General features: G+C 33.9%; 27 protein-coding genes. 6 read left to right on the plus strand and 21 right to left on the minus strand.

From position 1 onward, the window contains the following. Positions 1-120: 120 nt before the first annotated feature. From ACKX2A_RS01045 to ACKX2A_RS01085, 9 genes are all read right to left on the minus strand, one after another. Positions 121-489, minus strand: a complete 369-nt coding sequence (locus ACKX2A_RS01045) for a four helix bundle protein (RefSeq protein ID WP_415329517.1) — start codon at positions 487-489, stop codon at positions 121-123. A 56-nt stretch (positions 490-545) separates the two neighbouring features. After that, entirely contained in the window at positions 546-1,724 is a 1,179-nt protein-coding gene (locus ACKX2A_RS01050; protein WP_415327170.1) for an acetyl-CoA C-acyltransferase, read from the minus strand. 111 nt (positions 1,725-1,835) lie between these two features. Next, the gene (gene tnpA / locus ACKX2A_RS01055; RefSeq protein ID WP_415327171.1) at positions 1,836-2,294 is read right to left on the minus strand and encodes an IS200/IS605 family transposase; all 459 of its coding nucleotides are present in this window, start codon (positions 2,292-2,294) and stop codon (positions 1,836-1,838) included. Between the two features lie 84 nt (positions 2,295-2,378). Further along, positions 2,379-4,772 carry a 3-hydroxyacyl-CoA dehydrogenase/enoyl-CoA hydratase family protein gene (locus ACKX2A_RS01060; protein WP_415327172.1) on the minus strand — a complete coding sequence of 798 codons (2,394 nt, stop codon included), beginning with the start codon at positions 4,770-4,772 and terminating at the stop codon, positions 2,379-2,381. 20 nt (positions 4,773-4,792) lie between these two features. Continuing rightward, complete coding sequence (locus ACKX2A_RS01065; protein WP_415329518.1) at positions 4,793-5,242, minus strand: MarR family winged helix-turn-helix transcriptional regulator; 450 nt, start codon at positions 5,240-5,242, stop codon at positions 4,793-4,795. A 166-nt stretch (positions 5,243-5,408) separates the two neighbouring features. Next, positions 5,409-6,332 carry an ABC transporter ATP-binding protein gene (locus ACKX2A_RS01070; protein WP_415327173.1) on the minus strand — a complete coding sequence of 308 codons (924 nt, stop codon included), beginning with the start codon at positions 6,330-6,332 and terminating at the stop codon, positions 5,409-5,411. A 94-nt stretch (positions 6,333-6,426) separates the two neighbouring features. Then, the gene (locus ACKX2A_RS01075) at positions 6,427-6,804 is read right to left on the minus strand and encodes a GxxExxY protein (RefSeq protein ID WP_415327174.1); all 378 of its coding nucleotides are present in this window, start codon (positions 6,802-6,804) and stop codon (positions 6,427-6,429) included. Positions 6,805-6,935: 131 nt separating this feature from the next. Beyond that, on the minus strand, positions 6,936-7,907 hold the full coding sequence (locus tag ACKX2A_RS01080; protein ID WP_415327175.1) for a FecCD family ABC transporter permease: 972 nt from the start codon (positions 7,905-7,907) through the stop codon (positions 6,936-6,938). Between the two features lie 16 nt (positions 7,908-7,923). Continuing rightward, positions 7,924-8,478 carry a TlpA family protein disulfide reductase gene (locus tag ACKX2A_RS01085; RefSeq protein ID WP_415327176.1) on the minus strand — a complete coding sequence of 185 codons (555 nt, stop codon included), beginning with the start codon at positions 8,476-8,478 and terminating at the stop codon, positions 7,924-7,926. A gap of 33 nt (positions 8,479-8,511) precedes the next feature. Between ACKX2A_RS01085 and ACKX2A_RS01090 the strand changes: the two genes are divergently transcribed. The 3 genes from ACKX2A_RS01090 to ACKX2A_RS01100 all read left to right on the plus strand — a co-directional run bounded on the left by ACKX2A_RS01090 (position 8,512) and on the right by ACKX2A_RS01100 (position 11,349). Further along, positions 8,512-9,636 (plus strand): 2Fe-2S iron-sulfur cluster-binding protein, encoded by a 1,125-nt coding sequence (locus ACKX2A_RS01090; RefSeq protein ID WP_415327177.1) that lies wholly within the window; start codon positions 8,512-8,514, stop codon positions 9,634-9,636. After that, on the plus strand, positions 9,633-10,250 hold the full coding sequence (locus ACKX2A_RS01095) for a SanA/YdcF family protein (protein ID WP_415327178.1): 618 nt from the start codon (positions 9,633-9,635) through the stop codon (positions 10,248-10,250). The genes ACKX2A_RS01090 and ACKX2A_RS01095 overlap by 4 nt, the downstream gene beginning before the upstream one ends. 61 nt (positions 10,251-10,311) lie before the next feature. Next, positions 10,312-11,349 carry a GNAT family N-acetyltransferase gene (locus tag ACKX2A_RS01100; protein ID WP_415327179.1) on the plus strand — a complete coding sequence of 346 codons (1,038 nt, stop codon included), beginning with the start codon at positions 10,312-10,314 and terminating at the stop codon, positions 11,347-11,349. An 8-nt stretch (positions 11,350-11,357) separates the two neighbouring features. Here ACKX2A_RS01100 and ACKX2A_RS01105 read toward each other — a convergent pair whose 3' ends face one another. Beyond that, complete coding sequence (locus tag ACKX2A_RS01105) at positions 11,358-12,065, minus strand: class I SAM-dependent methyltransferase (protein ID WP_415327180.1); 708 nt, start codon at positions 12,063-12,065, stop codon at positions 11,358-11,360. 21 nt (positions 12,066-12,086) lie between these two features. Then, a complete protein-coding gene (locus tag ACKX2A_RS01110) occupies positions 12,087-14,684 on the minus strand; it encodes a BamA/TamA family outer membrane protein (protein ID WP_415327181.1) in 2,598 nt (865 codons plus the stop codon). Here ACKX2A_RS01110 and ACKX2A_RS01115 point away from each other — a divergent pair. After that, entirely contained in the window at positions 14,670-15,395 is a 726-nt protein-coding gene (locus ACKX2A_RS01115) for a TrmH family RNA methyltransferase (protein WP_415327182.1), read from the plus strand. The two genes, ACKX2A_RS01110 and ACKX2A_RS01115, sit on opposite strands and share 15 nt — an antisense overlap. Positions 15,396-15,491: 96 nt before the next feature. On the opposite strand, the gene ACKX2A_RS01120 is transcribed toward ACKX2A_RS01115, so the two are convergent. From ACKX2A_RS01120 to porQ, 5 genes are all read right to left on the minus strand, one after another. Next, positions 15,492-15,989, minus strand: a complete 498-nt coding sequence (locus tag ACKX2A_RS01120) for a phosphoribosyl-ATP pyrophosphatase (RefSeq protein WP_415327183.1) — start codon at positions 15,987-15,989, stop codon at positions 15,492-15,494. Positions 15,990-15,992: 3 nt separating this feature from the next. Continuing rightward, positions 15,993-16,301 carry a phage holin family protein gene (locus tag ACKX2A_RS01125; RefSeq protein WP_415327184.1) on the minus strand — a complete coding sequence of 103 codons (309 nt, stop codon included), beginning with the start codon at positions 16,299-16,301 and terminating at the stop codon, positions 15,993-15,995. Positions 16,302-16,380: 79 nt separating this feature from the next. Further along, positions 16,381-16,728 (minus strand): YtxH domain-containing protein, encoded by a 348-nt coding sequence (locus tag ACKX2A_RS01130; protein ID WP_415327185.1) that lies wholly within the window; start codon positions 16,726-16,728, stop codon positions 16,381-16,383. Between the two features lie 95 nt (positions 16,729-16,823). Continuing rightward, the gene (gene cmk, locus ACKX2A_RS01135; protein ID WP_415327186.1) at positions 16,824-17,498 is read right to left on the minus strand and encodes a (d)CMP kinase; all 675 of its coding nucleotides are present in this window, start codon (positions 17,496-17,498) and stop codon (positions 16,824-16,826) included. Positions 17,499-17,714: 216 nt separating this feature from the next. Next, entirely contained in the window at positions 17,715-18,707 is a 993-nt protein-coding gene (porQ, locus tag ACKX2A_RS01140) for a type IX secretion system protein PorQ (RefSeq protein WP_415327187.1), read from the minus strand. A 282-nt stretch (positions 18,708-18,989) separates the two neighbouring features. Between porQ and pyrH the strand changes: the two genes are divergently transcribed. After that, positions 18,990-19,697 (plus strand): UMP kinase, encoded by a 708-nt coding sequence (gene pyrH, locus ACKX2A_RS01145; RefSeq protein WP_415327188.1) that lies wholly within the window; start codon positions 18,990-18,992, stop codon positions 19,695-19,697. A gap of 123 nt (positions 19,698-19,820) precedes the next feature. Further along, positions 19,821-20,375 carry a ribosome recycling factor gene (gene frr, locus ACKX2A_RS01150; protein WP_415327189.1) on the plus strand — a complete coding sequence of 185 codons (555 nt, stop codon included), beginning with the start codon at positions 19,821-19,823 and terminating at the stop codon, positions 20,373-20,375. 52 nt (positions 20,376-20,427) lie between these two features. On the opposite strand, the gene ACKX2A_RS01155 is transcribed toward frr, so the two are convergent. From ACKX2A_RS01155 to ACKX2A_RS01175, 5 genes are all read right to left on the minus strand, one after another. Beyond that, positions 20,428-21,072: a hypothetical protein gene (locus ACKX2A_RS01155; protein ID WP_415327190.1), complete on the minus strand. Its 645-nt coding sequence runs from the start codon at positions 21,070-21,072 to the stop codon at positions 20,428-20,430. A 103-nt stretch (positions 21,073-21,175) separates the two neighbouring features. After that, positions 21,176-21,964, minus strand: coding sequence for a hypothetical protein (locus ACKX2A_RS01160; protein WP_415327191.1), 789 nt, complete (start codon positions 21,962-21,964; stop codon positions 21,176-21,178). A gap of 127 nt (positions 21,965-22,091) precedes the next feature. Next, positions 22,092-23,552, minus strand: a complete 1,461-nt coding sequence (locus tag ACKX2A_RS01165; protein ID WP_415327192.1) for an LptF/LptG family permease — start codon at positions 23,550-23,552, stop codon at positions 22,092-22,094. Positions 23,553-23,674: 122 nt separating this feature from the next. Then, a complete protein-coding gene (locus tag ACKX2A_RS01170; RefSeq protein ID WP_415327193.1) occupies positions 23,675-24,322 on the minus strand; it encodes a LolA family protein in 648 nt (215 codons plus the stop codon). 71 nt (positions 24,323-24,393) lie between these two features. Next, positions 24,394-26,976, minus strand: a complete 2,583-nt coding sequence (locus tag ACKX2A_RS01175) for a DNA translocase FtsK 4TM domain-containing protein (RefSeq protein ID WP_415327194.1) — start codon at positions 26,974-26,976, stop codon at positions 24,394-24,396. Position 26,977 lies beyond the last annotated feature (1 nt).

Below are 26,977 nucleotides of genomic sequence, written 5' to 3' on the forward strand. Positions count from 1 at the left end.
TTTGATTTTTTTTCTTATTATTTTTTTTTGAGACTTTTAGATAATAGACGGATAGAGGATAGACTTTTTCACTCTTTTAAAAGTTAATTTATTATCTATGTTCTATCAGTCTGTTATCTTTTAGTCCTTATTAAGCATATTCTGAAATACTATTGTTGCTCTTTGAAATTCTTCAATTTTTATTTCAAACACTTCGCAATTTTCATCAGAAAAATATTTTCTATGATTTGCTAACAATATTTGAGTTTGCAATTCAAAAGATGAACCCAAAGAAATATCTAAAAAATGACTAAAAGACTTATTTGTTCTGCTTGAACCTTCAGCTATATTTAAAGGAATAGAAATTGAGCATCGATCCATTTGGCTTTTTAAACCATATTTTTCATAAGCCGGAAAAGTATCGGTAAGATCTAAAGTCCCTCTTGATAATTCCATACCCATTTTCCAAATTTTAAGCTTTTTAAAATTGTGTCTTTTAAAATCATTCATCATTTTTTCTTGTGTGTTTCTAATCTATTATCTATCAGTCTATTCTCTTTTTGTCTTTAAAGTAATTCAAAAATTGAAGCTGCACCCTGTCCAGTTCCCACACACATAGAAACCATTCCGTATTTGTTTCCACGTTTTCTCATTTCGTCAAGAAGTTGAACCGTTAATTTTGTTCCTGTACATCCAAGTGGGTGACCTAAAGCGATGGCACCCCCATTTACATTTAAAATATCAGGATTTAAACCTAATTCTTTTTTAATCGCAACGGATTGCGATGCGAATGCTTCGTTTAACTCGATTAATTCAATATCTTTTAATTCTAAACCTGCCTGTTTTAAAGCTTTTGGAATAGCATAAATCGGTCCCATCCCCATGATTCTTGGTTCAAGACCTGCAGCTGCATAAGCGACTAATCTAGCTTCCGGTTCAAGTCCTAATTCTTTTACCATCTCTTCACTCATCACCATTACGAAAGCGGCGCCGTCACTCATTTGAGATGAATTTCCGGCAGTTACACTTCCTCCGTTGGCAAAAACTGGTCTTAATTTAGCTAAACCAGCTAAAGAAGTATCTGCTCTTGGACCTTCATCTACTGAAAAATCAAACTTTTTAGTCTGCATTTTCTGGTTTTCATCCAGGAAATTATATTCAACAGGAATCGGAACAATCTGGTTGGCAAATTTTCCTTCCTGATTGGCTTTTAAAGCCTTCATGTGAGACTCAAACGCAAACTGATCCTGTTCTTCTCTTGTAATCTTGTATTGTTTTGCTACTTCTTCTGCGGTGTAACCCATTCCCCAATAATAATCAGGATTTGTTTTGGCAATATCTGTTTCAGGAACCGGTTTGTAACCACCCATCGGAATGTAAGACATTGATTCTGTTCCTCCTGCAATAATACAATCAGCCATTCCAGCCTGAATTTTTGCAGATGCAATCGCAATCGCCTCACTTCCGGATGCACAATATCTATTAACTGTAACTCCCGGAACTTTGTCTGTATTTAAACCCATCAAAGAAATCAAACGTGCCACATTCAAGCCTTGTTCAGCTTCTGGCATCGCGTTTCCTACGATAAGGTCATCAATTCTGTTTTTGTCTAATTGCGGAAGTTCAGCCATTAATTTTTCAATCACGGTTGCCGCCATTACATCGGGTCTTGTAAATCTTAAACTTCCTTTTGGTGCTTTTCCAACGGCAGTTCTGAAACCCTTTACTATATATGCTGTTTTCATATTTTTTGTTTAATTAAATTGTTTTGAGAGTTTTGCCTCGTAGAGGTATACTGTTCATAGGTTTTTTGTTTTGCAATATGTGCGGAGCTCCGTAGGAGCGACCTGTTAATCTTAAATCCACTCAAATAAATATTTCGGATCATATTCAATTTCAAATTTTGACATAAAATCCAAATATTCTTCTTGAAATGTTTTCTTTTTATGATGTTCTTCTTGATTTAAAATATATTTAACAACAGAATCTAAACTGCTTTTAGAATAAGAAAAAGCTCCGTATCCTTCCTGCCAATTAAATTTTCCATTCATCCATCCTTTTTCATTAATGAATTTTGATGAACCTGATTTAATATCTCTTACTAAATCTGAAATTGAAACTGTTGGACTCATACTTACAAGAATATGTATATGATCCGGCATTGCAAAAACTGCGAATAATTTTTGATTTCTATGAGAAATAATACCTGTAATAAATTTATGTAATTCTTCTCTGTTTTCTTTTGAAATCAGATTTTGTCTGCCTTTGACAGCGAAAACAATTTGAATATAAATTTGTGTGTATGTATTTGCCATAAAAATTAACAGGTCGCCTCTACGAGGCTCGATGTTTTCTAAAATTATTCTGCTATTAACAGTTCGCTCCTACGGAGCTCGCCATTAATTTCTCAAAGGTTTCCCATTTTGTAACATATACTGAATTCTCTCCAATGTTTTTCTTTCTCCACAAAGTTGCAAGAACGTTTCTCTTTCAAGATTCAATAAATATTGTTCCGTAACGACTGTAGGTTCGGAAAGATTTCCGCCGACCATCACGTTGGCCAATTTATCTGCAATTTTTTTGTCGTGTTCAGAGATGTAATTTCCGGTTAACATTTGGTCGGTTCCTACATAGAACATTCCCAATGCATCTTTACCAAGAACTTTTACTTTCTGTTCGATTGGTTGCGTGTAGCCTTGCTCAGCTAATAGTTTTGCAACTTTTTTAGCTTCTGCAATCTGTCTGTTTTTGCTTACAGAAACGATGTCTTTTCCTTTTTCAAGAATTCCCATATCGTAGGCTTCGTAAGCGGAAGTTGCCACTTTACCCATTGCGATATTCATGAAAGCTTCGCGAAGTCTGTTGTTTTTCACATCATCGTTATGGAATTCTCTTGAAGTTCTCAGTGTCAATTCTTTCGTACCACCGCCGCCGGGAATTACACCAACTCCGGTTTCAACCAAGCCGATGTAAGTTTCTGCTGCTGCAACCACTCTGTCGGCGTGCATAGTCATTTCACAACCACCACCAAGTGTCATTCCGTGAGGAGCAACTACGACAGGAATTGAAGAATAGCGAACTCTCATCATCGATTTTTGGAAATAGGCAATTGCCATATTCAAATCATCCCAATCTTGTTCGATTGCCATCATTAAAATCATTGCTAAATTCGCTCCGACAGAGAAATTTGTTCCTTGATTTCCGATAACTAATCCATCATATTCTTTTTCAGCTAAATCAATTGCTCTGTTCAATCCATCCAATACTTCGCCTCCTAAAGAATTCATTTTAGAACGAATCTCGAAGTTGATAATTCCGTCTCCTAAATCTTCAATTGCAGCACCTGAATTGCTCCAAAGTGTTTTGTTTTTTCTGATATTATCTAAAATAATGAAAGCATCCTGACCCGGAATTTTGTTGTATTCACCAGAGTTTTTATCAACATAAATAGTTTGTCCTTCATCATTAACTTTATAGAAAGTCTCTACATTTTTAACCCAATCTGAAACCTGATAACCAGCTTCTGTCGCTAATTCAATACCTTTTTGAACTCCAACAGCATCCCAGATTTCAAACGGACCGTTTTCCCAACCGAAACCGGCTCTCATGGCATCGTCGATTTTGTAAACTTCATCTGAAATTTCAGGAACTTTATGCGAAACATACGCGAATAATGCTCCTAAAGATTTTCTGTACAATTCTCCGGCTTTATCTTTTCCGCCAATTAAAACTTTAAATCTATCAATTGGCTTGTCAATATTTTTAGTTAATTCTAAAGTCGGGAAAGAAGATTTTCCTTGAAGTTCATATTCTAAAGTATCAAGGTTCAATCCATGAATTTCAGATTTTCCTTCTGCATTTTTCACTTTTTTGTAGAAACCTTGTTCTGTTTTGGAACCTAACCATTTATTATCAACCATTTTTTGGATATAATCAGGTAGGGCAAAAACATCATTGAAATCATTAGCTTCGGCACCGCTTTGACGAACGCCGTTTGCAACCATCACCAATGTATCCAGACCAACAACATCCGCAGTTCTGAATGTTGCAGATTTTGGACGGCCAATTACAGGACCTGTTAATTTATCAACTTCAGAAACGGTTAAACCTAATTTCTGAACATTGTGAAGCAAATCCATCATCGAGAAAACTCCGATTCTGTTCGCGATAAACGCTGGAGTATCTTTCGCTAAAACGGTTGTTTTACCTAAGAATTTTGCTCCGTAATTCATATAGAAATCAATGATTTCCGGATTTGTATCATTTGTCGGAATAATCTCTAAAAGAGGAAGATATCTTACAGGGTTAAAGAAGTGTGTTCCTGCAAAATAATGTTTGAAATCGTCGCTTCTTCCTTCCACCAACATATTAATTGGAATACCTGAAGTATTTGAAGAAACTAAAGTTCCCGGTTTTCTGAACTGTTCGATTTTTTCGTAAACTGATTTTTTGATGTCGAGTCTTTCAACCACCACTTCAATAATCCAGTCTGTATTTTTTATTTTGGGTAAATCATCATCAAAATTTCCAACCTTAATTCTATCTGCAAATTTTGGAGAATAGAGTAGAGCCGGACTTGCCTTTTTAAGTTTTTCAAAGTTTTCGGAAGCGATTCTGTTTCTTACCGCTTTGTCATCTTTGGTCAAACCTTTTTTCTGTTCTGCTTCAGTGAGTTCAAAAGGAACAATATCCAAGAGCGAAACTTCTACGCCAATATTGGCAAAGTGCGCTGCAATACCGCTTCCCATAATTCCTGAACCAAGAACTGTAACGTGTTTGATTCTTCTTTTCATTTGATTTATTGATTTGTATATTATTTTTTATTATTAAGATCCGTCGCAATTTTCATGATTTCGCACATCACTTCTTTGAAAGTTTCCAGTTTTTCGGGTGCTATTTTATCCATTACTCTTTTGTTGAAATTCACGACAACTTCTTTAGACATGTTTCTGGAATTCAATCCTTTATCTGTAAGTTTAATAATCACCTCACGTTTGTCTGTAGTGGTTTTTTCTTTATAGATATATCCGTTGTCTTCGAGAAGTTTAATGATTCTTGTGAGGGAAGTTGGTTCGATCGCCATTTTAGGTCCCAAATTGGTACTTCTGGTTCCTTCTTTCGGGTCAATTTTAAGAAGAGTAAGGGCTTGTACCGCCGTAGAATCATGCTCCTGAGCCAATTCTGTGTACATTTTTGAAACAGCCAGCCAGGTCTGTTTTAAAATTAAATCTACGTTTTCTATTTTATCCTTATTATTATCCATCATATTTTGCTGTAATGGTTTTACCCAAATTTAGTAAATATTATGCATGCATAGTATTTATTAACGTTAAAATTTGTTAATAGACTGATAATAAAATGATTAAATTGTATGATTTGCATAATACTATGCATGCATAGTATATGAAATATTTAATAAAAAAGAGGTATTAATAAATGATTTTCACGAAATTAACAATTTCTTCAAAAGATTCACATTGTTGTTTTAAAGAATCATTAGAAATTACCCAAAAGTTGTTTTGATACTCAAAATTTAGGGCAGAAAGATCTTTTTGAAAATTTTTTTGAAGCAAAGAATACAACATTTCCTTATAGAAATCCGGCGCAATAATATTTGGAGCTACAAATTTTTCATTGATTTGAAATAAATAAGCGTTGGTAAGCTCCGTGTGCTGAATTAAAATGTCCTCAACAATTCCTGAATATAGATGATTGTCTTTCACATACCAGATTTTGTCCGCAAATTCTTTTGCCAGTCGCCAATCATGAGATGAAAATAAAATCAATTTGTTTTGTTCCTGAGCTAATTTCCGAAGTGTTTTTAAGATGATAATTTTATTTTTTTCATCTAAATGTGTGGTTGGTTCATCAAGAATAATGATAGGAGAGTTCTGCGTTAAAGCCCTTCCAATAAAAGCTTTTTGAAGATTACCGTCTGAAAGGTTTTTAAGAAAAGTATTTTTATATTGAACTAAATCGAGTTCTTCGATGATATGCGAAACTTCGTCTCTATCTTCTTTTTTAAGCTCAAAATAAAAAGGATAATAGATATATTTTCCCAGCGATATTAAGTCTTCAACCGTATAATTCTGCGGAATAATTGACTTTGAAAAAACAACTGCAATATTTTCTGCGATTTCCTTAACGGAAAGATTTTTTACACTTTTATTATTGATAGAAATTTCTCCGCTTAAAAGAGGAATCTGATGTAAAATAGATTTAATTAACGTTGTTTTGCCTACACCATTGTTACCAATCAACAGACATACTTCTCCTAAATTCAAATTAGCGGTTGCATTTGAAATTAGGGTTTTGCTGTAGCCGATATTGGCTTTGTTTATTTGTAGGTGCATTTTGTTGGTTTTCGCAAAGGCGCAAAGTTTTTTTACAAAAATACTGTTTTAAGGCACAAAGAATTTGACAAAGTCAAATTTTAATGTTGATTATTTATACGAAATTTATCATTCTTGTCACCCCGTTTTTGAAAAGATCACTTTGAAAATTGATTAATAATCCTAATTTACAATTTGTCATTTTCAAATAAGTTAGAAGTTGTGATTTATGTGTTGGATTAATGTAATCAACTGTTTTAATTTCTAAGATTAATTTATTTTCTACAATCATATCTAATCTGAAAGCGTTTTCAATTTTTAATTCTTCATAAATAATTGGAAGTAACTTTTGTTTTTCAACAAAGAGTCCGAGTTTTGTTAATTCATAGAACAAACATTCTTCATAAACGTGTTCAAATAATCCTGCACCGAGTTTCTTGTGTATTTTTAATCCTGTCTCAAAAACTATTTTTGATAATTCATTTTCTGTCATTTGTGTTGTGTTTTATACTAATTTGAATAATGCAAATATGTAGTTTTAAATTTTATCGAAGATAAAATCCTTGCGTCCTAAAACACAAACTTAAAGAAAATAACTTTGTGCCTTTATGAAAAACCAACAACTCATACTTTATTCTGCCTTAAAAGCATCATCAAAATCACAGGAATTCCAAAAACGGAACTTATCACATTCAAAGGAATCTGAGATTTTTCTGCAATAATGGAGAAAAAAAGCATCATCAATATTCCCAAAAACATATTTAAAATCCATTGCTGCCAAAGTTTTGCGGGATTATAAATCAATCTGCAAAAATGCGGGACAATAATTCCAATGAATAAAATTGGACCCAAAAACGCTGTCACCGAAGCCGAAAGTAAAGAAGAAGCAACAATAATAAATAGTTTAAGCCTATTCAAATTTACTCCCAGACTTTGCGCGTATGAAGTTCCTAATGAATTTCCAATCAACGGTTTTATCGTTTTAAAGCAGACAAATAATCCAATAAAAACTAAAGTTGATAATACATAAATCTGATTTCTCGTCACCATATTATTTGCTCCGAAAGACCACAAAATATAGTTCTTAAGGCTTTGATTTTCAGCATAAAACTGAAGCAAAGAAACAATAGCTCCCGCAAAAGCTGAAACCAAAAATCCAAATATGATTAAATAAGATTTATCCTGAAATTTATTAGACATAGAAAGCAAAATCAACATCAAAAGTAAACTTCCGATAATAGAAGATAAACTTAAAAAGCTGTTTTGGAGAAAATCCGGAAGCGAAATGTCGTACGAAAAGAAAATATAAAAGGCAACAGATAAACTCGCGACAGAAGTAATTCCTAAAATATCGGGTCCAGCCAAAGGATTCTGAAAATATTCCTGCATTAAAAAACCGGAAGTCGGAATGGAAATCCCCGCCAAAAGCATAACCAAAACACGATTTACACGAATTTCAGCAATCTGACTGTTAGTAGATTCTGTAAAGAAATCCTGAAATTTTAAACTTAAAAATCCTGTGTTCAGATTAATAATCGCAGTTAAAATAATGGCGATTAATAAAAACAAACACAGGATCTTAAACTTATTTGACATAAAAAGTCTTTAAGTTTTATTTTAAAAGAGAATTGATTTTTTCATTAAGCTGTTCTTCGCTTATCATTCCCAGAGTTTCATCGGTTTTATCACCTTTTCTCATGAAAGTGAACGGAATTGCACCGCCGTCCCATTGTTTAAAATTACTCTTGAAAAAGTTTCCGTCCAGAAGTTGTCCGTCCAATAGAACTGTATGATCTTGAATCCCGTGCTCTGTCGTAAAGCGAGGAACATCAGAATTCCAGACATCTTTTTGATCTAAACTTACAAAAGTAATTTTTACAGGTTTCCCGTTTAATTCCTGAATTTTATTCTTAAAATGAGGAATCTCTTTTACGCAAGGTCCACACCATGTTGCGAAGAAGTTAGTTACATACAACGTATCATTTTTCTTACCCAAAAACTCAGAAGTTTGTTTAGGAGTAACAACTTTTAAAGCAACTGGTGCAACTACGGGTTCGGAAGTTGCCGTGGAGTCTGTGGTTACAACGTTGTCGTCATTTTTCTGACTTTCTTTTTTGCAGCTCGACAATGCAAACAAAACAAGCGTGGATAAAATTATCTTCTTCATAATTATTTTTTTCTCTATTTTTGATATTGAAGTATGGAACAACAAATCTATAAGGGGAAACTGACGCAGTTTCACCGCCTAAAAATAGCGAAAAAGGAAGAACTGACCAAAAATACTTTTTCTCTGGAATTCGAAATTCCTGAGAATTTGAAGGAGAATTTCATATTTAATGCAGGGCAGTTTGTCAGCGTAAAATTTCGATCTCACGGGCAGGATGTCATTAATGATTATTCAATGACTTCAGCACCGTATGAGCAAAAAATATCTTTGGGAATAAAGGTGAATTCTCCCGATGGAGCAACTTCAGAATTATTCAAAAATTATAACGAAGGTGATGAATTATGGGTAAGTGAACCCAGCGGAAGGTTTACTTTAGTTTCAAAGCCTCATGAGTTCAGAACGATTGTTGGCTTTGCAGCAGGAATAGGAATTACACCTATTTTAAGTCATTTTAAAAATATTCTTCATAATGAACCAAGAACAAGATTATTTTTATTTTTTGGAAATAAAAGTTCGGCAGATTTAATTTACAGAGATCAGTTGGATAATCTGGCAAGAATATATGACGACAGATTGCAGATTTTTTACTTTTTTTCACAAGAAAAACAATCTAATAATTTCTTTTACGGAAGATTGGATGAGAAGAAATTGGGGTTAATCATTAATCAAATTCTACATCTGGATGATACTGATGAAGAATCTACTATTTGGGATGCGGTGGATGATGTTTTAATTTGCGGGAAAGGAGAGATGATTAAAAATTTGGCAAACGCATGTTATCATCACGGAATTCCTAAGAAAAATATTCACTTTGAGCTTTTTGAAGAATTTAATGACGATATTTATCCGGTAGAAATTGAATTCCCTCTGATTGAAAATGTAAATGTTGAATTTAAGATGCTGGGACAAAATTTCCATGCCCAATTGCCCGACAATAAAGAAAAAATCTTACAGCAATTGCTGATTCAGAAATTTCCTGTACCTTACTCTTGTAAATCCGGGATCTGCGGAAGCTGCGAATGTGTGTTGGAAGAAGGTGAAGTCGAACTGCTGGAAAATGAATATTTAACGGAAAAAGAAGAGGAGAGAGGACATATTTTAGCTTGTATGTCTATTGCAAAAAGCAAAAAAATAAAGCTTAATTTTGATTTAACTTGAGGATCGTAAAAAACATATTTAACTTAATTTTCATATCAATAGAAATTGGAATTCTCTTGATATGCCTTGCTAATGCCTGGGTTTTCGCGCTTACAGACGGTAGAACTTACACCAAAATCTCAAAAATTCCGCCAAGGGAAATTGCTTTGGTTTTGGGAACTTCTCCGAAGATGAGATCGGGGCTTTCGAATCCGTATTTTACCAAAAGAATGGATGCGGCGGCTTTGCTTTATCATCACGGAAAAATAAAGCAAATCATCGTAAGTGGTGAAAAAAGTAAAGGTTACAATGAGCCAAATGCCATGAAAAATTATTTGGTTTATCAGGAAGGTGTACCAGAGGAAATTATCGTTGAAGATCCGAAAGGTTTTAATACTTACAAAAGTATTTTGCGCTGTAAAGATGTTTACAAAAAAGATAATGTGATCATCGTTTCACAAGGATTTCACAATCTTCGCGCTTTGCTGTTCGCAAGAAATAATAACATGAATGCTTTGGGGTTTGATGCACAGGATGTTACAAAACCGGAAAGTTACTACAGAAACCAGTTTAGGGAAATTCTCGCCCGAACGGTTGCTGTTGTCTACTTTGCATTGGGAGTTTCGCCGGACTAGTGAAAATTTTCAATCAGCTTTCCTTTTTTAAGGAATAAAAAGACACTTACTACCTTAATATATGAATGTTAACAAACTATTTTACACTATTGAAATTACTGACAAACCGGCCTGGGAAAAAACAATTAAGCAATGTATTTTTTATGATATTTACCACACCTACTTCTATCATTCTTTAGAAAGTTCTTTTCCGTCTGTCTTATTTGTGTCGGAGTTTAATGATGAACTTATCGTTTTTCCTTTTAAAGTAAGAAATATAGAAGATACCGGTTACTTCGATCTTACTTCTGTTTATGGATATTGTGGACCAATTTCCAATAAGAAATTTAATGATTTATCGAAAGAACATTTTGCGTTTTTTCATGATGAATTTGCAAAATTTTGTAATGAGAATTATGTCGTTTCTATTTTCTCAAGATTGCATCCTTTAGTGGATTACAGCTCCTTTTTTGAAGATTTGGGAGAGGTTGCAGATATTAATAAAACTGTTGTGATTGATGTTGCTCAACCAAGAGAAAATCAGGTAAAGGAGTATCGGAAATCTACAAGACATGAAATCCGTTATTTAAGAGAGAAAAACTATTCTATAATCGAAACGAAAGATCCTAAAGACATCGATAATTTCATTGAAATGTATTACAAAACGATGGAAAAAGTCCGTGCTTTCGAACGATATTATTACAATAGAGATTATTTCCACGGTTTTTTGAATAACGACGATTATGAAGTGATGCTTTTAATGGCAGAAAAAGACGGAGAATATGCAGCAGGAGGTATTTTTACCGTGGTTGGAAATGTGATGCAATATCATTTGGCAACGACTGCTGAAAAATATATTTCTGATGCACCTATGAAACTTATTCTTGACGAAGCAAGGAAAAGAGCGATCGACAGAAACTTAGAATTTCTGCACTTGGGAGGCGGATTCGCAGGAAGGGATAATGATAATTTATATCTTTTTAAATGTGGTTTTTCTAAAAACAGGCTTCAGTTTTCAGTTTGGAAACATATTACCGATACCGAGCAATACGACAAATTAGTTGCGTATGTGGATATCTGGAGAAAAGTGAATAATTTCTTCCCCTTGTACAGAAATTAGGAATAAAATTAAGTATGAAGCAAAACGCTCATACGATAAGAATATTCATTGGTTTGATCGAAAATCTGAATTTTTAAATTATGCTTTTGAGCAATATTTTCAAATTCAGATTTTTGCCACCATCTTCCCATTCCACTTAGGAAAATGTCTCCGGATTGAACAGCTTTTTCATAATTTGCCTTTCTTTCAGGGGTATTATAGAAATTCCATTTGTTTTCGTCATTTGGAATATTGGTAAGATAAAATCTAAATCCGTCAGAAATTCCCGAAACTCTTTCAATTACTTTCTCTATATCTTCCGGCAAAAAATACGCGGTAGCATCATTCATTAATACTTTCTGAATGGTGGGCAGATCTTGGCTAAATATTTTTGTGAAATCTTCCTTACCGTTTCCTACAACATAGTCAATATTTTTATTTGACTTAAATTTAACAGCAGCTTCAATTAATGATTCTGTAAAATCAAATGCATAAATGTGTTTTACGATCTGAGATAATGGGAATGTAAATAAGCCGTTTCCACAACACATTTCCAAGAGAATATCAGAATGATTTAATTCTAATTTTTCAACAATATCATTAATAATATTCTCAAAAACTTCTTTTGAAATAGGAGCCTGATTAGCTGTTTTTCCTACCTGAAAATACAAATCATCTTCATTTGTAGGTTCAATTGCCCTATAATTTTCCCAGAATTTTTTCCACTGATCGCTCATGTATGTTTATTTTATTAGTTTTTAGAACGGATATCCAAATGCGATATTTAATGTAGGTTTAAATGGTTGGAAATATTTTAATCTCCATCTGTCACCATCAGGTTTGTTCGGATCATACATTTTATAGGCTAGATCTAATCTTAAAGTGATGTAGGCAACATTTACTCTCAATCCAAATCCACTACCAATACCCATCTGACCTAAGAATTTATTAAATTTAAACTCATCACCATAACCGTCATTATAGTTTTTAAGACTCCATGTATTCCCGATATCTGTGAAAAGTGCACCTTCATACATATCATTAAAAGGAACTCTGAATTCGATATTTGTAGTTAGTTTTAAATTATCCGTCATATAAGTACGAACTCTTTCATCAACCTGAGAATCTGCAGGTCCAAGACCTCCAAAAGCAACCCAAGCTCTGATGTCATTTGATCCACCATTAAAATAAGACCGAATAACAGGCATATTGGAAGAGTTTCCATAAGGAATTCCAACTCCTACAAACTGTCGCAAAACCAATGTGTTATTGCTAAATTTAAAATATTTTCTGATATCAAAATCAAACTTAACAAATTGGGCATAAGGAATTCCAAAAATAGTTCTTTCAGGGCTTGTTACGATTCCTCCATCATTTCTTTTCTGATTGAAAATACTGAAAACATTTCCTGCTAATTCCACTTTTCCATTAAAATAGAAAGCATTAGGATAATCTTTTTTTCCAATTTCGTTATATACAAAATTGTAGATCAAAGAAGAGATCAAAACATCCTGAGTTTGTCTGTCTTTATTTACCAAAGTTCCGATGAATGCAGTATAACGATCGATACCGGTTTGATCTAATCCGTCTTGATAATCAATATCTTCTGTGATTTGTTGAGATACCTGATCGATGGTTAGTAATCCAGCAGCAAACTTTTGCCCTGTTGCAGGATCGTGAATGAAATAATCATTAAAAATCTCTTTTCGAATTTCATTATCATTTACAAAATAATCGTAATACGCTGATTTATTTTTAGTTAAACTCAACTGCGTGTTGAAAAGTGTTAATCTGTGGGAAACCCTATCATTTACAGTTGCTAAATAATTTAAACCTGTATTAAAGTTTACCCTTCCCAGACCGATATTATTCTGAACCGAAGCTCCTAAAACAATTGATGAAGTAGGGCTGTATCTCTTAGGTAATAATTTATAATAATCGAATGGTAAAAGCAGTCTCGGAAAGTTCAAAGAAGCCTGAGCAGATATTTCGTATGCTAAAACCCTGCTGCTGATATCTTTTGTGCTTCGGATTGAGCCAAATGTACCCGCCAAACTCGTGGAAAGGTTTTCTGCGCCTCCAAAAATATTTCTTGTTGTAAGATCAATAGAAGGCGAAACTCCTAGATTTAAAAGTTGTGAATAATTGATATCTGTACCAACTTTTAACTCATATTTAGGAAGCGGTTTCAAAATGTACATCACATCTACGATACTGTCATTGGGTGTTGTTCCTCCGCCATGTCTTAAAGAATCTCTTGATTTAAGAATGCTGAAGTTATTCATAGACAATAAATTCCTTTTGGTAAGATCCAGTTTTTTCTGATCATACACTTGCTTATGCCCAACTGTAATTCCGCGCCAAATCGCTCTTGAGTCGTATTTATTATTCGACTTATGAAATCTGATTCCTCTTAAGCTATCAGTTCTTGTATGCCTTGGATAATCGCTCATCTCATCAACAATCGCGACATCAATATTTCCGATTGTTGCTTTTTTGTACGGTCTATCTAAAGAATCTTTATGAATTTCAAGCGTTAAAGGAACTTGTTTTTTGCTTTTCAGTGAATCGGCAACGAAATAAATTTCATCTCCAAGACTGTTAAAACGATAATATCCATAATCTCTCATGAGATCATTAATCCTTGTAACTTCTTTTTCAAGCACGGTTTGATCCAGAATATTTCCTTGCCTCACCAAACTTTCACTAAGCTTTTGCTGATAAATATTTTTAACAACAGGATCGGTAATATTGTAATAATATTCTTTAATATAGGTTGGATCTTTGTGCGTAATAAAATACGTAACGGCTGCTTTTTTCGCAGCAGAATCAAGGTCTTGTTTGAATCTTACTTCTGCATCCCAATATCCACGATAAGTTAGTCTTTTTTCGATAGATTCTGCACCTTTTTCTGTTTTTGTCTGATCCAGAATAACCGGAGCAGATCCCCAACTGTGATACAATCTATCAAAGAATAGGCTTTTTCCAACACTACTTTTCATATCATATTTAACGAAAAGAGAATCTCTTAATTTTTGATCTCTCAATTCATTAGGATACGTCATGTATTCGTTGAGAAGGGTGTCGTATTTTGGATTGGCTGCATTGTACAGCCACAAACTTAAAGGCATGAAAAGAAACTGCCTCTTATTGGGCTTTTGCTGAACATAGCTTTTCAGTTCGCTGTCGAAAGGCTCTTTTTTATCTTCGAATTCAAAACTATTTTTGGTAAGCAGATATTCACCATCCGGAACTTTCTTCGTAGTACTACAAGCATAAAGTAGACCCACAAATGTTGCAAATGATATAATTTTATAATACTTTTGAGGAGAATTCTTATAATGCTTACAGCTCATACAATAAAAGTTTTACAATCTTTAGATAAAAAGAAGTTCAGACAAAAATACAATTTGTTTTTGGTTGAAGGTAATAAAATCATTTGTGAACTTTTCGATTCCAGTTTTAAAATTAAGGAAATATTTTCTACCGATCCGCAAAAATTGGGCCGTACAGATGTGCCCATTACCCATATCTCTGAAAATGAGTTGAAAAAAATTAGTTTTCTTCAACATCCGAAAGATTCAGTAGCGGTTTGTTATCTGAATGAAGAGGAAAAATTTGATGATAAAAACATTCAATTGGTGTTGGATGGAATCCAGGATCCGGGAAATTTGGGAACTATCATTCGTTTGGCAGACTGGTTTGGAATTGAACAGATTATCTGCAGCGAAGATACTGTAGATTTCTATAATCCAAAGGTAATTATGGCAAGTATGGGATCTTTTACAAGGGTGAATATGGTTTATACTAATCTTGTTGAATATCTCTCAAAAACAGAAAATGTAAACATAGGAACCGATATGGATGGGGAAAATATTTACAATTTTGAAAAACCTGAAAAGATCAATCTAATCTTAGGAAATGAAGGAAATGGAATGCGTCCGGAAACGGAAAAACTTCTTCAAAAAAGTGTAATGATTCCAAGATTCGGAAAATCACAGTCCACAGAAAGCCTGAATGTTTCTATGGCTGCCGGAATTATTCTGGGGCAGCTTTTCCGAGTTTGATTCTGATGTTGAGTCTTAGAGTTATAGAGTTTTAGAGCGGGAGTATTTGGGTTATATTAAACTTAAAATCCTTCGACTCTAAAACTCTAAAACAAATTAGATAAGCTGTTCCATACTCGAAACGCTTTTATTTTTCTGGTAAGTTTCTAATTTTTTTCGCACAAATTTCAATGCAATAGGAGCGAGGTAGATCATGGCAGCGCCAATGAGTTTCTTTTTCCAGTTGGAGCTTTTCATGTTTTTCTTTGCATAGCTTCCAACCAATGTTGTTACGGCTAAATTAATTACAATATCCATCGCATCGCCCTTGAAAGCAGAACCTGCAATACCTGCAACCGTATTTTTGTTAATAAGAGCACCTTTTATTTCGGAAGTGATCTGTTTTGCAATTACGTCTTTTCTTATCACCACTTTTTCATCACCATCTTCATCTACTTTTTCCTGCAGATACTGATCTGTTAAACCATTGGTGAATGCACTCAAACTTTCTTTCGTATTCTTGAATGTCAAAAGATTCTCCAAACCGTCGATTTCTTCTTTCAACAATTTTTTCTTTCTTCTTAGTTCCTCTAAGCTCTCATACTTTCTGCCCATAGTTTAATGATTTAAAAATTTAATAACCTGATCTGCTACATAATTTACGATTCTTTTTTTGAATATAACGATTAAAATCATTACTAAAAGATAAAATGCAGCTACAATTAAGAATCCATAGGAATGATCGCCCAAAGCTCTTCCTATCAGGAACGCGATTCCGAAATTGAACAGTATAATGAAAAAACCAAAGGCAACAAGCATTACGACAAGATAAGCTATCATTCCTGCAGAGAGAGAGGACTTTTCAGTAGCTTCAATTTTCAGGAGGTCTATTCTCTTGGTCGCATATTCTTTAATAGTTTCAATCATTGTCTTTTTTTTAAAGTTACAAAAAAAGGAACTTTCGTTTATAAAGTTCCTTCTCATAATTTACCTAAAAAATAAATTATTATTTTTTTAGATCGTTCAATTCTGATTCTACATTCTTTACTACGTCTGCAGTTTTAGAAACGATTTGATCTTTGTATTTATCATATCCATCTTTCATTGTATGAGCAACATTGCTCGCTGTTTCTTTGAAAGTTGAAGAAATATTGTCATATTGATCTTTTACTTTTTCAGAAACTTCTCCGTATTTGTTTTTAGCCTGATCTTTAAGATCGTTTGCTTTAGTTTTTATCTTCTTTCTAGTTTCTTTACCTTCTTCTGGAGCATAAAGCATTCCTAAAATTACACCTGCCGCAGCACCTGCAAGAAGGCCTGCCAAAATACCCGCTGTATTGTTTTTTCTAGACATTTTCGTTTTTTTTAATAGTTAAAATAATATTAGTTTTTTCTGTCTTAAACTGTACAATTAATATACCAAAGGATGATACTTTCTATTAAAAAATGTTAAATCTTTTGAATGTGAGATAGAATACTCTCGATCGTTTCCTGTTTAGTCAGGTTAGTATTGTCAATTACAATGGCATCCTCGGCTTGTCTTAAAGGAGCTATTTCTCTCTCACTATCAATCTTATCGCGAATGATAAGGTTTTCTTTTACCTGCTGTTCATCGGCTTTAATGTTAAGGCTGATTAGCTCGTGATAACGTCTTTTTGTCCTCTCATCAATACTTGCTGTCAGGAAAAATTTGTAGTCCGCATTTGGCAGAACTACTGTCCCGATGTCACGTCCGTCCATAATGATGCCTCCTTTTTCTGCCAAATTGCGCTGAGACTCCAAAAGAAAATCTCTTACTTCCTTTTGTTTTGCTACCAAACTTACGTTGTCGGAAACCTCATTGGTGCGAATGGCTTTAGAAATATCTATATGATTAAGGAAAAGAACGAGCTCTCCATTATCATTTTTAAATTCAAGTTCGATTTCGCCAAAGGATGAAAATAATTGATTTAAATTAATAGAACCATCATCATTAAGACAATTCTGAAGCGCAAACCAAGTTACCCCTCTGTAAAGCGCACCTGTATCCAGATGAATAAGTCCGAGCTTTGAAGCAATGACTTTAGATATAGAACTTTTTCCGGTAGACGAGTACCCGTCGATCGCAATTACAGGTTTTTTCATACCGCAAATTTCAAGAATTTTTCTTAAAAATCAAGAAAACCTTAAGATATTTCTTAAGGTTTTTTAGCATTTTAGTTCTAAATCTTCTTAAAATTAGACAATTAAGAAGATTGGTTATTTTGATTTTTATTAGCCACAGATTTTCCTTGTACTATGATTTTTTCTAGTGGCTAGATTTACGCAAACATCTGTGATTAAAATCTTTTATTGTTTTTATTATTCTCCGGCATGGCTTGTAAGATCTATGGAAACTCCTATCTGATTGACATTCGAAGAATTATGATATCTGACGTGAGCATAATCTATTCTGAATCTAGAAAGCTTAATTCCAAATCCTGCCGAAAGTCCTGAGAAGTTTCTTTGGTCTGCAACTGCCAATTCGTTTCCTCTTTTTACATTATAACCCAATCGAATATTGAATCCTTTTTCCGGGAACAATTCTGCACCAACTGAGAAGTGATCGGCAATTTTTCTTCCGGCATTTACTTCCTGTCCATTTACATTGTATTGAGAAGAGATATTAAATTCCTGCAAATCGTGGGCAGTAATGGTTATTGCCAATGGAATTACCTTTAAAATTCTAGTATACCCTAAATCTACACGGAATGGCAGATTTTCTCTTGTTCCGTTGAATGAATTAAATTGATATCCAAAATTTCTGAAAACTAAAGATGCCGTTTCCTTATTTTTCTTGTTGTGATATGTAATTCCAGCATTCCCTGCAATGGCAGAAGAAGTATAATTATCAATTTTTGAAGTAATGAAATTCAAACCTCCACCGATCGTCCAATCTTCTTCGAATTGATAAGCATATCCTGCTCCGATGGCTACATCAGAAGCTTTGAATGTTCCGTTTTCGAAACCGCTTTCGTCTGTTCTTGGAATATCTCCATAGCTCATGTATCGTGCATTGATCGTAGCCATATGACCATTATCAAAGTCTTTTGCATAAGCGATGGTTCCATATTTGGAGTCGGCAAGATAAGCCGTAGCGTTCACGGAAAGTTGGTTATCAGAGTCTTTATTCAGCAAAGACGGGTTTGCAATGGCAAAGGAAACATCATGATCTCTTATAGAAATTGCATCTCCTCCTAAAGCCGCCTGTCTCGCAGAAACAGGAATATTTAAGAACGGATAAACATTTGTTCCTGTTTGTGCATAAGAAACAATTCCTGATAGAAATAATGAAAAAATGACAATTTTCTTCAATTCAGATTATTATTAATGCAAAAATAATCCTTTTTCGTACTTTTCAAAATATTTCTTACATTATTTATACGTAAATATTTAAGTTTTGTGAAAATAGGGGTTTTATTTTGCTAGCTAGGAGATTTCATGGAACATTAAACCTTGAAGGTTTAGTTAAAGCAGTCCAAAATAGATCATTTAAAAATTTACTGCAGAATTAAAAATCATCCCTATTAATGATTATATTTGCAAAGTCAAATTTTGACAATTTACTCTAACGAAAAAAAGTTATTTAAAATAAAGATGAAATATAAAAGAATCCTTCTGAAACTAAGTGGTGAAGCCTTAATGGGTAACAGACAATATGGTATTGATACTGAAAGGCTACAGGAATATGCAGCGGAAATAAAAACAGTAGTGGATAAAGGCTGTGAAGTTGCCATCGTAATTGGAGGAGGAAATATTTTCCGTGGAGTAGCTGGTGCAGCAAAAGGAATGGATAGAGTACAGGGAGATTATATGGGAATGCTTGCAACCGTAATTAATGGAATGGCTCTGCAAGGCGCTTTGGAAGATGCGGGAGTGAAAACGAGACTTCAATCTGCGATCGAAATGGACAAAGTTGCTGAACCATTCATCAAAAGAAGAGCAGTAAGACACCTTGAAAAAGGTAGAGTAGTAATCTTTGGAGCAGGAACTGGAAACCCTTATTTTACAACAGATACTGCAGCGACATTAAGAGCAATCGAAATCGACGCAGACGTTATTTTGAAAGGAACCAGAGTAGACGGTATCTACGACAGCGATCCTGAAAAAAATGCAGACGCAGTAAAATATAATTCATTATCTTTCGACGAAGTTTATGCTAAAAACTTAAAAGTAATGGATATGACGGCATTTACTTTAAGCCACGAAAACAAGCTTCCGATCATTGTTTTTGATATGAACAAAGATGGAAACCTTGAAAAAATCGTGGACGGAGAGAATGTTGGTACTTTAGTTGATTTGTAGTTTAGGTTGCAGGTGATAGATTTTAGGGCTTAGGTTCAGAGGTTTAAGCATCTAAAATTATTACTTATTACCAATTACTTATCACTTATAATTATGTGTAATTATTCAAATTTTATATATATAATGGAAGAATTAGATCTTATAGTAGAGTCTGTACAACAGGACATGGAAGCAGCTATTAAGCACTTGGATCATGCATTTCAAAGAATCAGAGCAGGACGTGCGTCTACAGCGATGGTTCAGGATGTTATGGTGGAATATTATGGAGCAATGACTCCGATCAACCAAGTTGCAAACGTTTCTATTCCGGATGCGATGACGATTTCTATTCAACCTTGGGATGCGAAAGCGATCAATGATATCGAGAAAGCGATCATCAATTCAAACTTAGGTTTTGCTCCTTCAAATAACGGGGTTAATATTATCCTAAACGTTCCACCTTTGACGGAGGAAAGAAGAAAAGAATTGGCAAAACAAGCTAAAAGCGAAACAGAAGATACAAAAATCGTTGTAAGAAATGCAAGACAGAATGGTTTGAAAGAACTTAAAAAATTGGATGGTGTTTCTGAAGACCTTATCAAAGGGATCGAAGGAGATATTCAGGTTCTTACAGATAAATATGTGAAAACTTGTGACGATCACTTAAAAGTAAAAGAAGCTGAAATTATGAAAGTATAATTTCATGTTTTGAAAATATAAAAAGCGGTTTCTTTTGAGACCGCTTTTGCTTTTATAGGCATTTGATTTCGCCTTTTTTGTCTTTATTTTTGAGGATTAAGTAATAGTTTTTCATCAGCTCAGAAATGTCGCATTTCGTGTCTTTATTAGCAATTGAGTTTGGATCTTGATTTTTTCCTTTGGATTGTATTGAATAATTTTTCTCAAGACATTGGATTGCTTTATTATTTAAAATATAAATTCGTTTTTCATTAATATCATCCTTCGTTTCAGGATTTTCGGAAGTTCCGCCATCAAAACCCCAAACTGTTTCATCTTTAAAAATAAAAAAGACTTTATCATCTTTAATAAAATATTTCGTTGATGATGAAAAATGACTGTGTTCGGAGTAAAAATCTTTTACTATTTTAAGCTTTTTATCCTGATAATAGAAAACAATTTCGCCTTCTCTTTCTGTTTGGTCACAGTTGTAATTTAATTTTGTTGAATCCAATTTTTTTGAAGCTAAAAGAGTATTCAGATTACCGTATTCTTTCTTAATATCATCAATTGTTTTAATAGAATCATTTTGAACTGAAATCGATTCGTTTTTAACTGTTAAACTGTCTTTTGATAAATTTTTTTGAATGTTTTTTGAATCTTCCTTTTTACATGAAATAAATAAGGTTAAACTCAAAATGATAGGAATGATTTTCATATTGATAGATGATTTTGGTGATTTTAGTTTTGTAAAAATATAGTTTTAAATTAAAAAAAGCAGCTTCAATTTTGAAACTGCTTTTGTTTTATTTTTAATTTAATTATTTACAATTTTCGTTGTAATCGTAGATCACTTCGTTTACGATAGAAAGATTATCAGACATCGCATTATCGATTTCATTTTTAATAAATTTTCCTAAACCTGTTCTTTTCTTTTTGTCCTCTTTTAGCGATCCGTATTCTCCGCTTGTAACTTTAGCTTTTACAACAGGACAATCTGCAACAATTATCTTTGCTTTTGAAACAGACAATTCTTCCGGTTTGCCACCTTTTTTAGAATAAACATAAGAAGGATTTTCTCTCATTCTCTTTGTCTCTTCCTCCGCCACAGAAACTTGTCCGCCTGCAGAAAATGTTGTTGGAAAACCGTAAACTTTATAGACTTTAATTTTTCCGTCAGCAACCAATTCTGCAAACAAAGTACTTTTTGTAAGATTGTTGAATGCTTTCAAACCACCGCTCAAACCACCGTTTTGTGTATTGTAAGCTTCTTTTGTGTTGGTGTATTTTATCGCCTCAAAACGTCTTTCCGTATTGTTGTCGATTGCCATGTAACCTTTCAAATCATCAGAATCAAAAGTCTTGAATTTTTGTTTCTTTTTTGATTTGTCGATGTCCGTTGAAGCGATGAATTTTACCTTCTTTTGGTTCGTCCAAGGATTATAATCGTCACCTGCTAATCTTACAATACCTTCGATTTGTTTTCCGCTTTTATCGATAATGTAGCCCATTTTTTCGCCAACTCTCATTTCGTATTCGGAATTATCTTCCTGTGCATAAGCGTTGAAGGAAGCTAAGCTTAATAAGCCAATAAGTAATAATTTCTTCATAACTCGATTTTAAATTCTCGCAAATATAAATTTTTATAATTAAATATGATTTAAACTAAAAAATTTCAAATACCACAAAAAAAGATCCAGAAAATTCTGAATCTTTATTATTTAAGGTTTAAAATATTTATTGATATCTCTTATGTTCTTCTTTCTTTACAAACAATTTGGTAATTGGTTTGAAGAAAGCTTTATATTTTTCAGCGTCAAATAACTGCGAATCTGTAAGTGCTTTGTACGTCATCCAAACTCCGAAAGGGAAGAGTATAATATTCGGAATCCATGCGGCTAGATAAGGATTTAATTTCCCAGACCATGCCATGTTTTCGGTTCCTACATTGATGACGTAGAATATAATGAAAATAACGATCGCGATAATCACCGGAAGTCCCATTCCACCTTTTCTGATGATAGATCCCAAACTAGCTCCAATCAAAAAGAAAATAATACAAGTGAAGGAATAAGTCACGATTCTTTGTTGATAAATCACGACTTTGCTGTAATATTTTACTCCGGGACTGATCTCATTATTTTTGGCATCAACCGTATTTTTTAAATTGTCTAATCTGCTGTAAGCATTATTAATGATTTCTAATTTTTTATCACTTTTTACAGTATCCAGTTTTAACAACTGTTTTGCTTTTGCCTTCATTTTATTCTGTTTTGTATCCATATAACTGATTACAGAATTGGTCTGGCTCAACACATCGTTATTTACATTATTGAAAAACTTATCGTTGTCCTTTTTCGTTTTATCAATCGTTGTATTCAATTGATTGAAAGTCTGGAAACGGTAATCGTCTGTAATTTTTTCTTCTTCAATTGCTTTATTAATGATTTCGCTAATGTCGAAATGCGAAGTCAATGAATCAAATTTAATTGCCTGATCGGGTTGTTTTAAACGAACATTTTCACCTCTACCTGCAAAATTATCATCATAAACATAGCCGTTATAAAGAACAAGCTTCAAGTAATTTTTATTAGCAGCTGGTACAAATTTTCCTTTTTCTGCAACAACGGTCTGTTGATTGTCATAATTACTTGCTTTTTTATGAAGAAAAACTCCTTCAATATTTTCCCCGTTTTCACCTGTTATTTTATCAAATTTCACCATGTTTCCAGGAATTTGATCGATAAATTGTCCGGGTGTAAAGTTCAAAGCAGGTTTGGTTTGGGCAATATTAAAGAGCATATTTTTCGCTTTCCTCTGAAAATCGGGAATGATATTGTTAGAGAAAAAGTAGAGCATGATCGACATAACGGTCGTTACACCCAACAACGGAACCATTACTCTTGTCAAAGAAATTCCGGCAGCCTTCATCGCAGCAAGCTCGTACCGTTCCCCAAATTCACCAAAAGACATGATACTTGCCAAAAGAATGGTGAGTGGGAGTACCATACTTATTACGCTTACTCCAAGATAGAAAAGAAGCTTCATGATTTGCCAGTAGCTTAATCCCTTTCCCATAAACTGCCCCAACTGAACCCAGATAATGTTTACAATAAAGATGAAAAACAATACGCTGAATATAAAGAAAAACGGTCCAAAGAAGGTTTTTATGATATATCGGTCTAGTATTTTTAACATTCGCCAAAATTAATCAAAAAGCCACAAAGTTTTCTTTGCAGCTCTTATATTTTATGAAATTTTTATAATAATTGATTTCGTTTATTGGCTTACAAGCTCATTCGCTCATTCGCCTTGATATTTTAAAGTTCAGTTACAATGTAGTTTTTAAACTTATTCTTATCAAAAACAAACATATTTGGGTCTAAATCCTGATTTTCCTTGTATTCCTTAATGGCAATTACGGCTACATCTTTATTATTTCCATGTTGCTCCAGTTTTACCATTTGTTTTTTTGCGGAATCTACAAAAAGATAAACATATTTGATTCCGTTTGATTTTATAGGAGTTAATTTAATAAAATCTGCACTCACGCCGTTTACACTTTTCTTACCTTCGTAAGTTACGTTGTAATCGTTTCTGTACGTCGTAAGATAATTAATAGGGGAGAACATGGAGCTGCTTCCGTTAGGCTTTGCAACTGTAACCTCCATATCTTCTGTATTGATGTTATAGATTTTATTTCCGTCGAAGATCTGTTCTGTTTCCATGATCTTCAATTTATATTTGTCTCCTGCTGCGTAATAAATTCCGGGTTCTGTTTTGCCTACTTGTCCGTTTGTTCCGCTTCCGAAAGAGAATTTAAAGTATGTATTCTTTTTAGAGTTGTAGTTTGCTGTAATATCGTCAAGAATTTTCTTTGCTTTTGCATCAATTTTCTGAGCGCTCGTTAATCCCACAGCTCCAACTACAAATCCACTCAGTATAACTTTTGAAATAATATTTTTCATTTTCTTTATTTAAATCTTTAAATTTTAGACATTCTCAATAGGGAAAGGTTAAATTAACCGTTGTTTTCCCTCTATTTACGCAGATCTTCCAAAAACTGTTCCAAAGAATGTAAGTCACTGATGATTACTTCTCTCGCTTTTGCACCATTAAATCCACCTACAATTCCGCTTGCTTCCAACTGATCCATAATTCTTCCGGCTCTGTTGTATCCTAATTTTAATTGTCTTTGCAACATCGAAGTCGAACCCTGCTGAGTAGAAACGATAATTCTCGCAGCCTCCTCAAACAAAGCATCTTTTTCATTCGGATCAAAAGCTCCGACTGTGCTTGTTGATTCCTCAGAAACATATTCAGGAAGAAGGAAAGCCGATGCATAACCTTTTTGTTCGCCGATAAATTCTGCCAGTCTTTCCACTTCCGGAGTATCGACGAAAGCACATTGAAGTCTTAAAATTTCATTTCCGTTAAAATAAAGCATATCTCCTTTACCAATCAGTTGATCTGCACCCGGAGAATCCAGAATCGTTCTCGAATCCACACTCGAAATTACTCTGAATGCCGCTCTTGCAGGGAAATTGGCTTTAATCATACCTGTAATTACATTTACAGATGGTCTTTGCGTTGCAACAATCAGGTGAATTCCAACCGCTCTTGCCAACTGTGCCAATCTTGCAATGGGTAATTCCACTTCTTTTCCTGCAGTCATAATTAAATCTGCAAACTCATCGACTACCAAAACGATGTAAGGTAAATATCGGTGACCGTTTTCAGGATTTAATTTTCTTTCCGAGAATTTTTTATTGTATTCTTTTAAATTTTTACAGAAAGCATTTTTAAGCAAATCATATCTCGTATCCATCTCGATACAAAGAGAATTCAGCGTGTTGATTACTTTATTGGTATCTGTGATAATCGCATCATCCGTATCTGGAAGTTTGGCTAAATAATGTCTCTCAATTTTTGAATATAAAGAAAGTTCTACTTTTTTAGGATCCACCATAACGAATTTCAATTCGCTCGGATGTTTTTTATAAAGTAGAGAAGTTAAAATCGCATTAATACCAACAGATTTACCTTGTCCGGTTGCACCCGCCATCAATAAGTGAGGCATTTTTGAAAGGTCAGCCATGAAAATTTCATTAGAAATTGTTTTACCGAAAACAACAGGTAAATCCATATCTGTATTTTGAAATTTTTGAGAAGCGATTACCGAACGCATAGAAACCATTGTAGGATTTTTTCTCGGAACTTCAATTCCGATTGTCCCTTTTCCAGGCATTGGCGCAATAATTCTGATTCCTAAAGCTGAAAGATTCAAAGCAATATCATCTTGCAGTTTTTTAATAGCTGCAACACGAATTCCTGCTTCTGGAACAATTTCGTACAACGTTACAGTTGGCCCAATCGTTGCTTTAATTTCAGAAATTCCGACATTAAAGTTTTTCAGCAATCCAACGATTTTATTTTTGTTTTCCTCTAATTCTTCTTTATTAATAGAAATTTCTTCGTTTCCATAATCTTTCAACAAATCAACAGGTGGCATCTGGAATTTAGCCAGATCCAGCTTATGATCGTAAAGACCGTGTTGATTTACTAAATCCTGAGATTGTTTATCGGATTCATCCAAAACATCGATAACCGGAGCAACTTCTACATTAAATTTAATGTCTTCCTTTGGCGCAACTGCTGTTGCTGTCGGAGTTGATGGCTTCATATCAAAAGCCTGTTCCGGAGTTGAAGTCGGAATCGAAGGTTTTGTATTAAGATTTAAATTAATTGAATTTGAAAAATCATTTTTAGGCTCATCATCAAACGAAGTCTTATTTGGTGTAACGATCGTATCCACATTTGTCGAAACCGGAACTTGAATTTCAGGAAATCCTTTCGGAACATTTACAGGTTCGGGTTCTGTGAATTTTACGGTTGGTTTTTCAACAACTTCTGTTACTGTAACTTTTGATGGTAGCTCTTCTTCTGCATCTGTTGTTTCGATTTCTTCGATCAATTCATCATCAGCTTCAAAATTTTCATCAGAGCTCGGCATCATCGATTTTACTTTTCCGATGGTGCTTTCGTTGATGTCATTCAGTTTAGATTTAATTGAGCTCGGACGAAGATTAAATTCCAAAATAAAATACAACGCAATACTTGCCGCCAAAACCAGCCAAAGCCCCACAGTTCCGATCATCGAATTCAAAGAATCCATAATCTGGTAACCGTAAACCCCGCTTAAAACACCTCCCTGATTTTTCGTAAAAGCAGCGCCGAAGAAAATCGGCAGCCAGCAAATGAAAAATAAAGAGTGACCAACTGTTTTCCAGGGTTTAAAAGTTTTCTTTTTCAGGATAATAGTTCCGAAAACCAAAAATAAAAATGCTATAATGAAAGATGCGACTCCAATACTCTCGAAAATAAAAATATTTCCTAGCCAGTCGCCTAATTTTCCAAAAAGATTTGATGATTTTATACTCTTGTCAAACATTGTTCCTGCCTGGCTCTGATCTGCTTTCCAGTTCATTAGGTATGAAACGAATGAAAAAGTAAGAATAATCGAAAAAAGTATAAAAGTAAGCCCGAAAAATACGCGGGGCTTAGATAAAAATTTGCCTTTATCAGGCGATTCCTGTTGTTTGTTTTGTGTGTTTTTATTCATA

Origin of the sequence: Chryseobacterium sp. MMS23-Vi53, assembly GCF_047651245.1 — a bacterium.
GTDB lineage: Bacteria > Bacteroidota > Bacteroidia > Flavobacteriales > Weeksellaceae > Chryseobacterium.

Coding starts and splice junctions, on each gene's coding strand:
- ACKX2A_RS01155 (WP_415327190.1), bottom strand. CDS start 21,072: ATGAAAATCATTCCTATCATTTTGAGTTTAACCTTATTTATTTCATGT.
- ACKX2A_RS01170 (WP_415327193.1), bottom strand. CDS start 24,322: ATGAAAAATATTATTTCAAAAGTTATACTGAGTGGATTTGTAGTTGGA.
- ACKX2A_RS01045 (WP_415329517.1), bottom strand. CDS start 489: ATGAATGATTTTAAAAGACACAATTTTAAAAAGCTTAAAATTTGGAAA.
- pyrH (WP_415327188.1), top strand. CDS start 18,990: ATGAAATATAAAAGAATCCTTCTGAAACTAAGTGGTGAAGCCTTAATG.
- ACKX2A_RS01060 (WP_415327172.1), bottom strand. CDS start 4,772: ATGAAAAGAAGAATCAAACACGTTACAGTTCTTGGTTCAGGAATTATG.
- ACKX2A_RS01100 (WP_415327179.1), top strand. CDS start 10,312: ATGAATGTTAACAAACTATTTTACACTATTGAAATTACTGACAAACCG.
- ACKX2A_RS01105 (WP_415327180.1), bottom strand. CDS start 12,065: ATGAGCGATCAGTGGAAAAAATTCTGGGAAAATTATAGGGCAATTGAA.
- ACKX2A_RS01120 (WP_415327183.1), bottom strand. CDS start 15,989: ATGGGCAGAAAGTATGAGAGCTTAGAGGAACTAAGAAGAAAGAAAAAA.
- frr (WP_415327189.1), top strand. CDS start 19,821: ATGGAAGAATTAGATCTTATAGTAGAGTCTGTACAACAGGACATGGAA.
- ACKX2A_RS01160 (WP_415327191.1), bottom strand. CDS start 21,964: ATGAAGAAATTATTACTTATTGGCTTATTAAGCTTAGCTTCCTTCAAC.
- ACKX2A_RS01175 (WP_415327194.1), bottom strand. CDS start 26,976: ATGAATAAAAACACACAAAACAAACAACAGGAATCGCCTGATAAAGGC.
- tnpA (WP_415327171.1), bottom strand. CDS start 2,294: ATGGCAAATACATACACACAAATTTATATTCAAATTGTTTTCGCTGTC.
- ACKX2A_RS01115 (WP_415327182.1), top strand. CDS start 14,670: ATGCTTACAGCTCATACAATAAAAGTTTTACAATCTTTAGATAAAAAG.
- ACKX2A_RS01075 (WP_415327174.1), bottom strand. CDS start 6,804: ATGACAGAAAATGAATTATCAAAAATAGTTTTTGAGACAGGATTAAAA.
- ACKX2A_RS01080 (WP_415327175.1), bottom strand. CDS start 7,907: ATGTCAAATAAGTTTAAGATCCTGTGTTTGTTTTTATTAATCGCCATT.
- cmk (WP_415327186.1), bottom strand. CDS start 17,498: ATGAAAAAACCTGTAATTGCGATCGACGGGTACTCGTCTACCGGAAAA.
- ACKX2A_RS01050 (WP_415327170.1), bottom strand. CDS start 1,724: ATGAAAACAGCATATATAGTAAAGGGTTTCAGAACTGCCGTTGGAAAA.
- ACKX2A_RS01130 (WP_415327185.1), bottom strand. CDS start 16,728: ATGTCTAGAAAAAACAATACAGCGGGTATTTTGGCAGGCCTTCTTGCA.
- ACKX2A_RS01065 (WP_415329518.1), bottom strand. CDS start 5,242: ATGGATAATAATAAGGATAAAATAGAAAACGTAGATTTAATTTTAAAA.
- ACKX2A_RS01085 (WP_415327176.1), bottom strand. CDS start 8,478: ATGAAGAAGATAATTTTATCCACGCTTGTTTTGTTTGCATTGTCGAGC.
- ACKX2A_RS01165 (WP_415327192.1), bottom strand. CDS start 23,552: ATGTTAAAAATACTAGACCGATATATCATAAAAACCTTCTTTGGACCG.
- ACKX2A_RS01090 (WP_415327177.1), top strand. CDS start 8,512: ATGGAACAACAAATCTATAAGGGGAAACTGACGCAGTTTCACCGCCTA.
- ACKX2A_RS01110 (WP_415327181.1), bottom strand. CDS start 14,684: ATGAGCTGTAAGCATTATAAGAATTCTCCTCAAAAGTATTATAAAATT.
- ACKX2A_RS01070 (WP_415327173.1), bottom strand. CDS start 6,332: ATGCACCTACAAATAAACAAAGCCAATATCGGCTACAGCAAAACCCTA.
- ACKX2A_RS01125 (WP_415327184.1), bottom strand. CDS start 16,301: ATGATTGAAACTATTAAAGAATATGCGACCAAGAGAATAGACCTCCTG.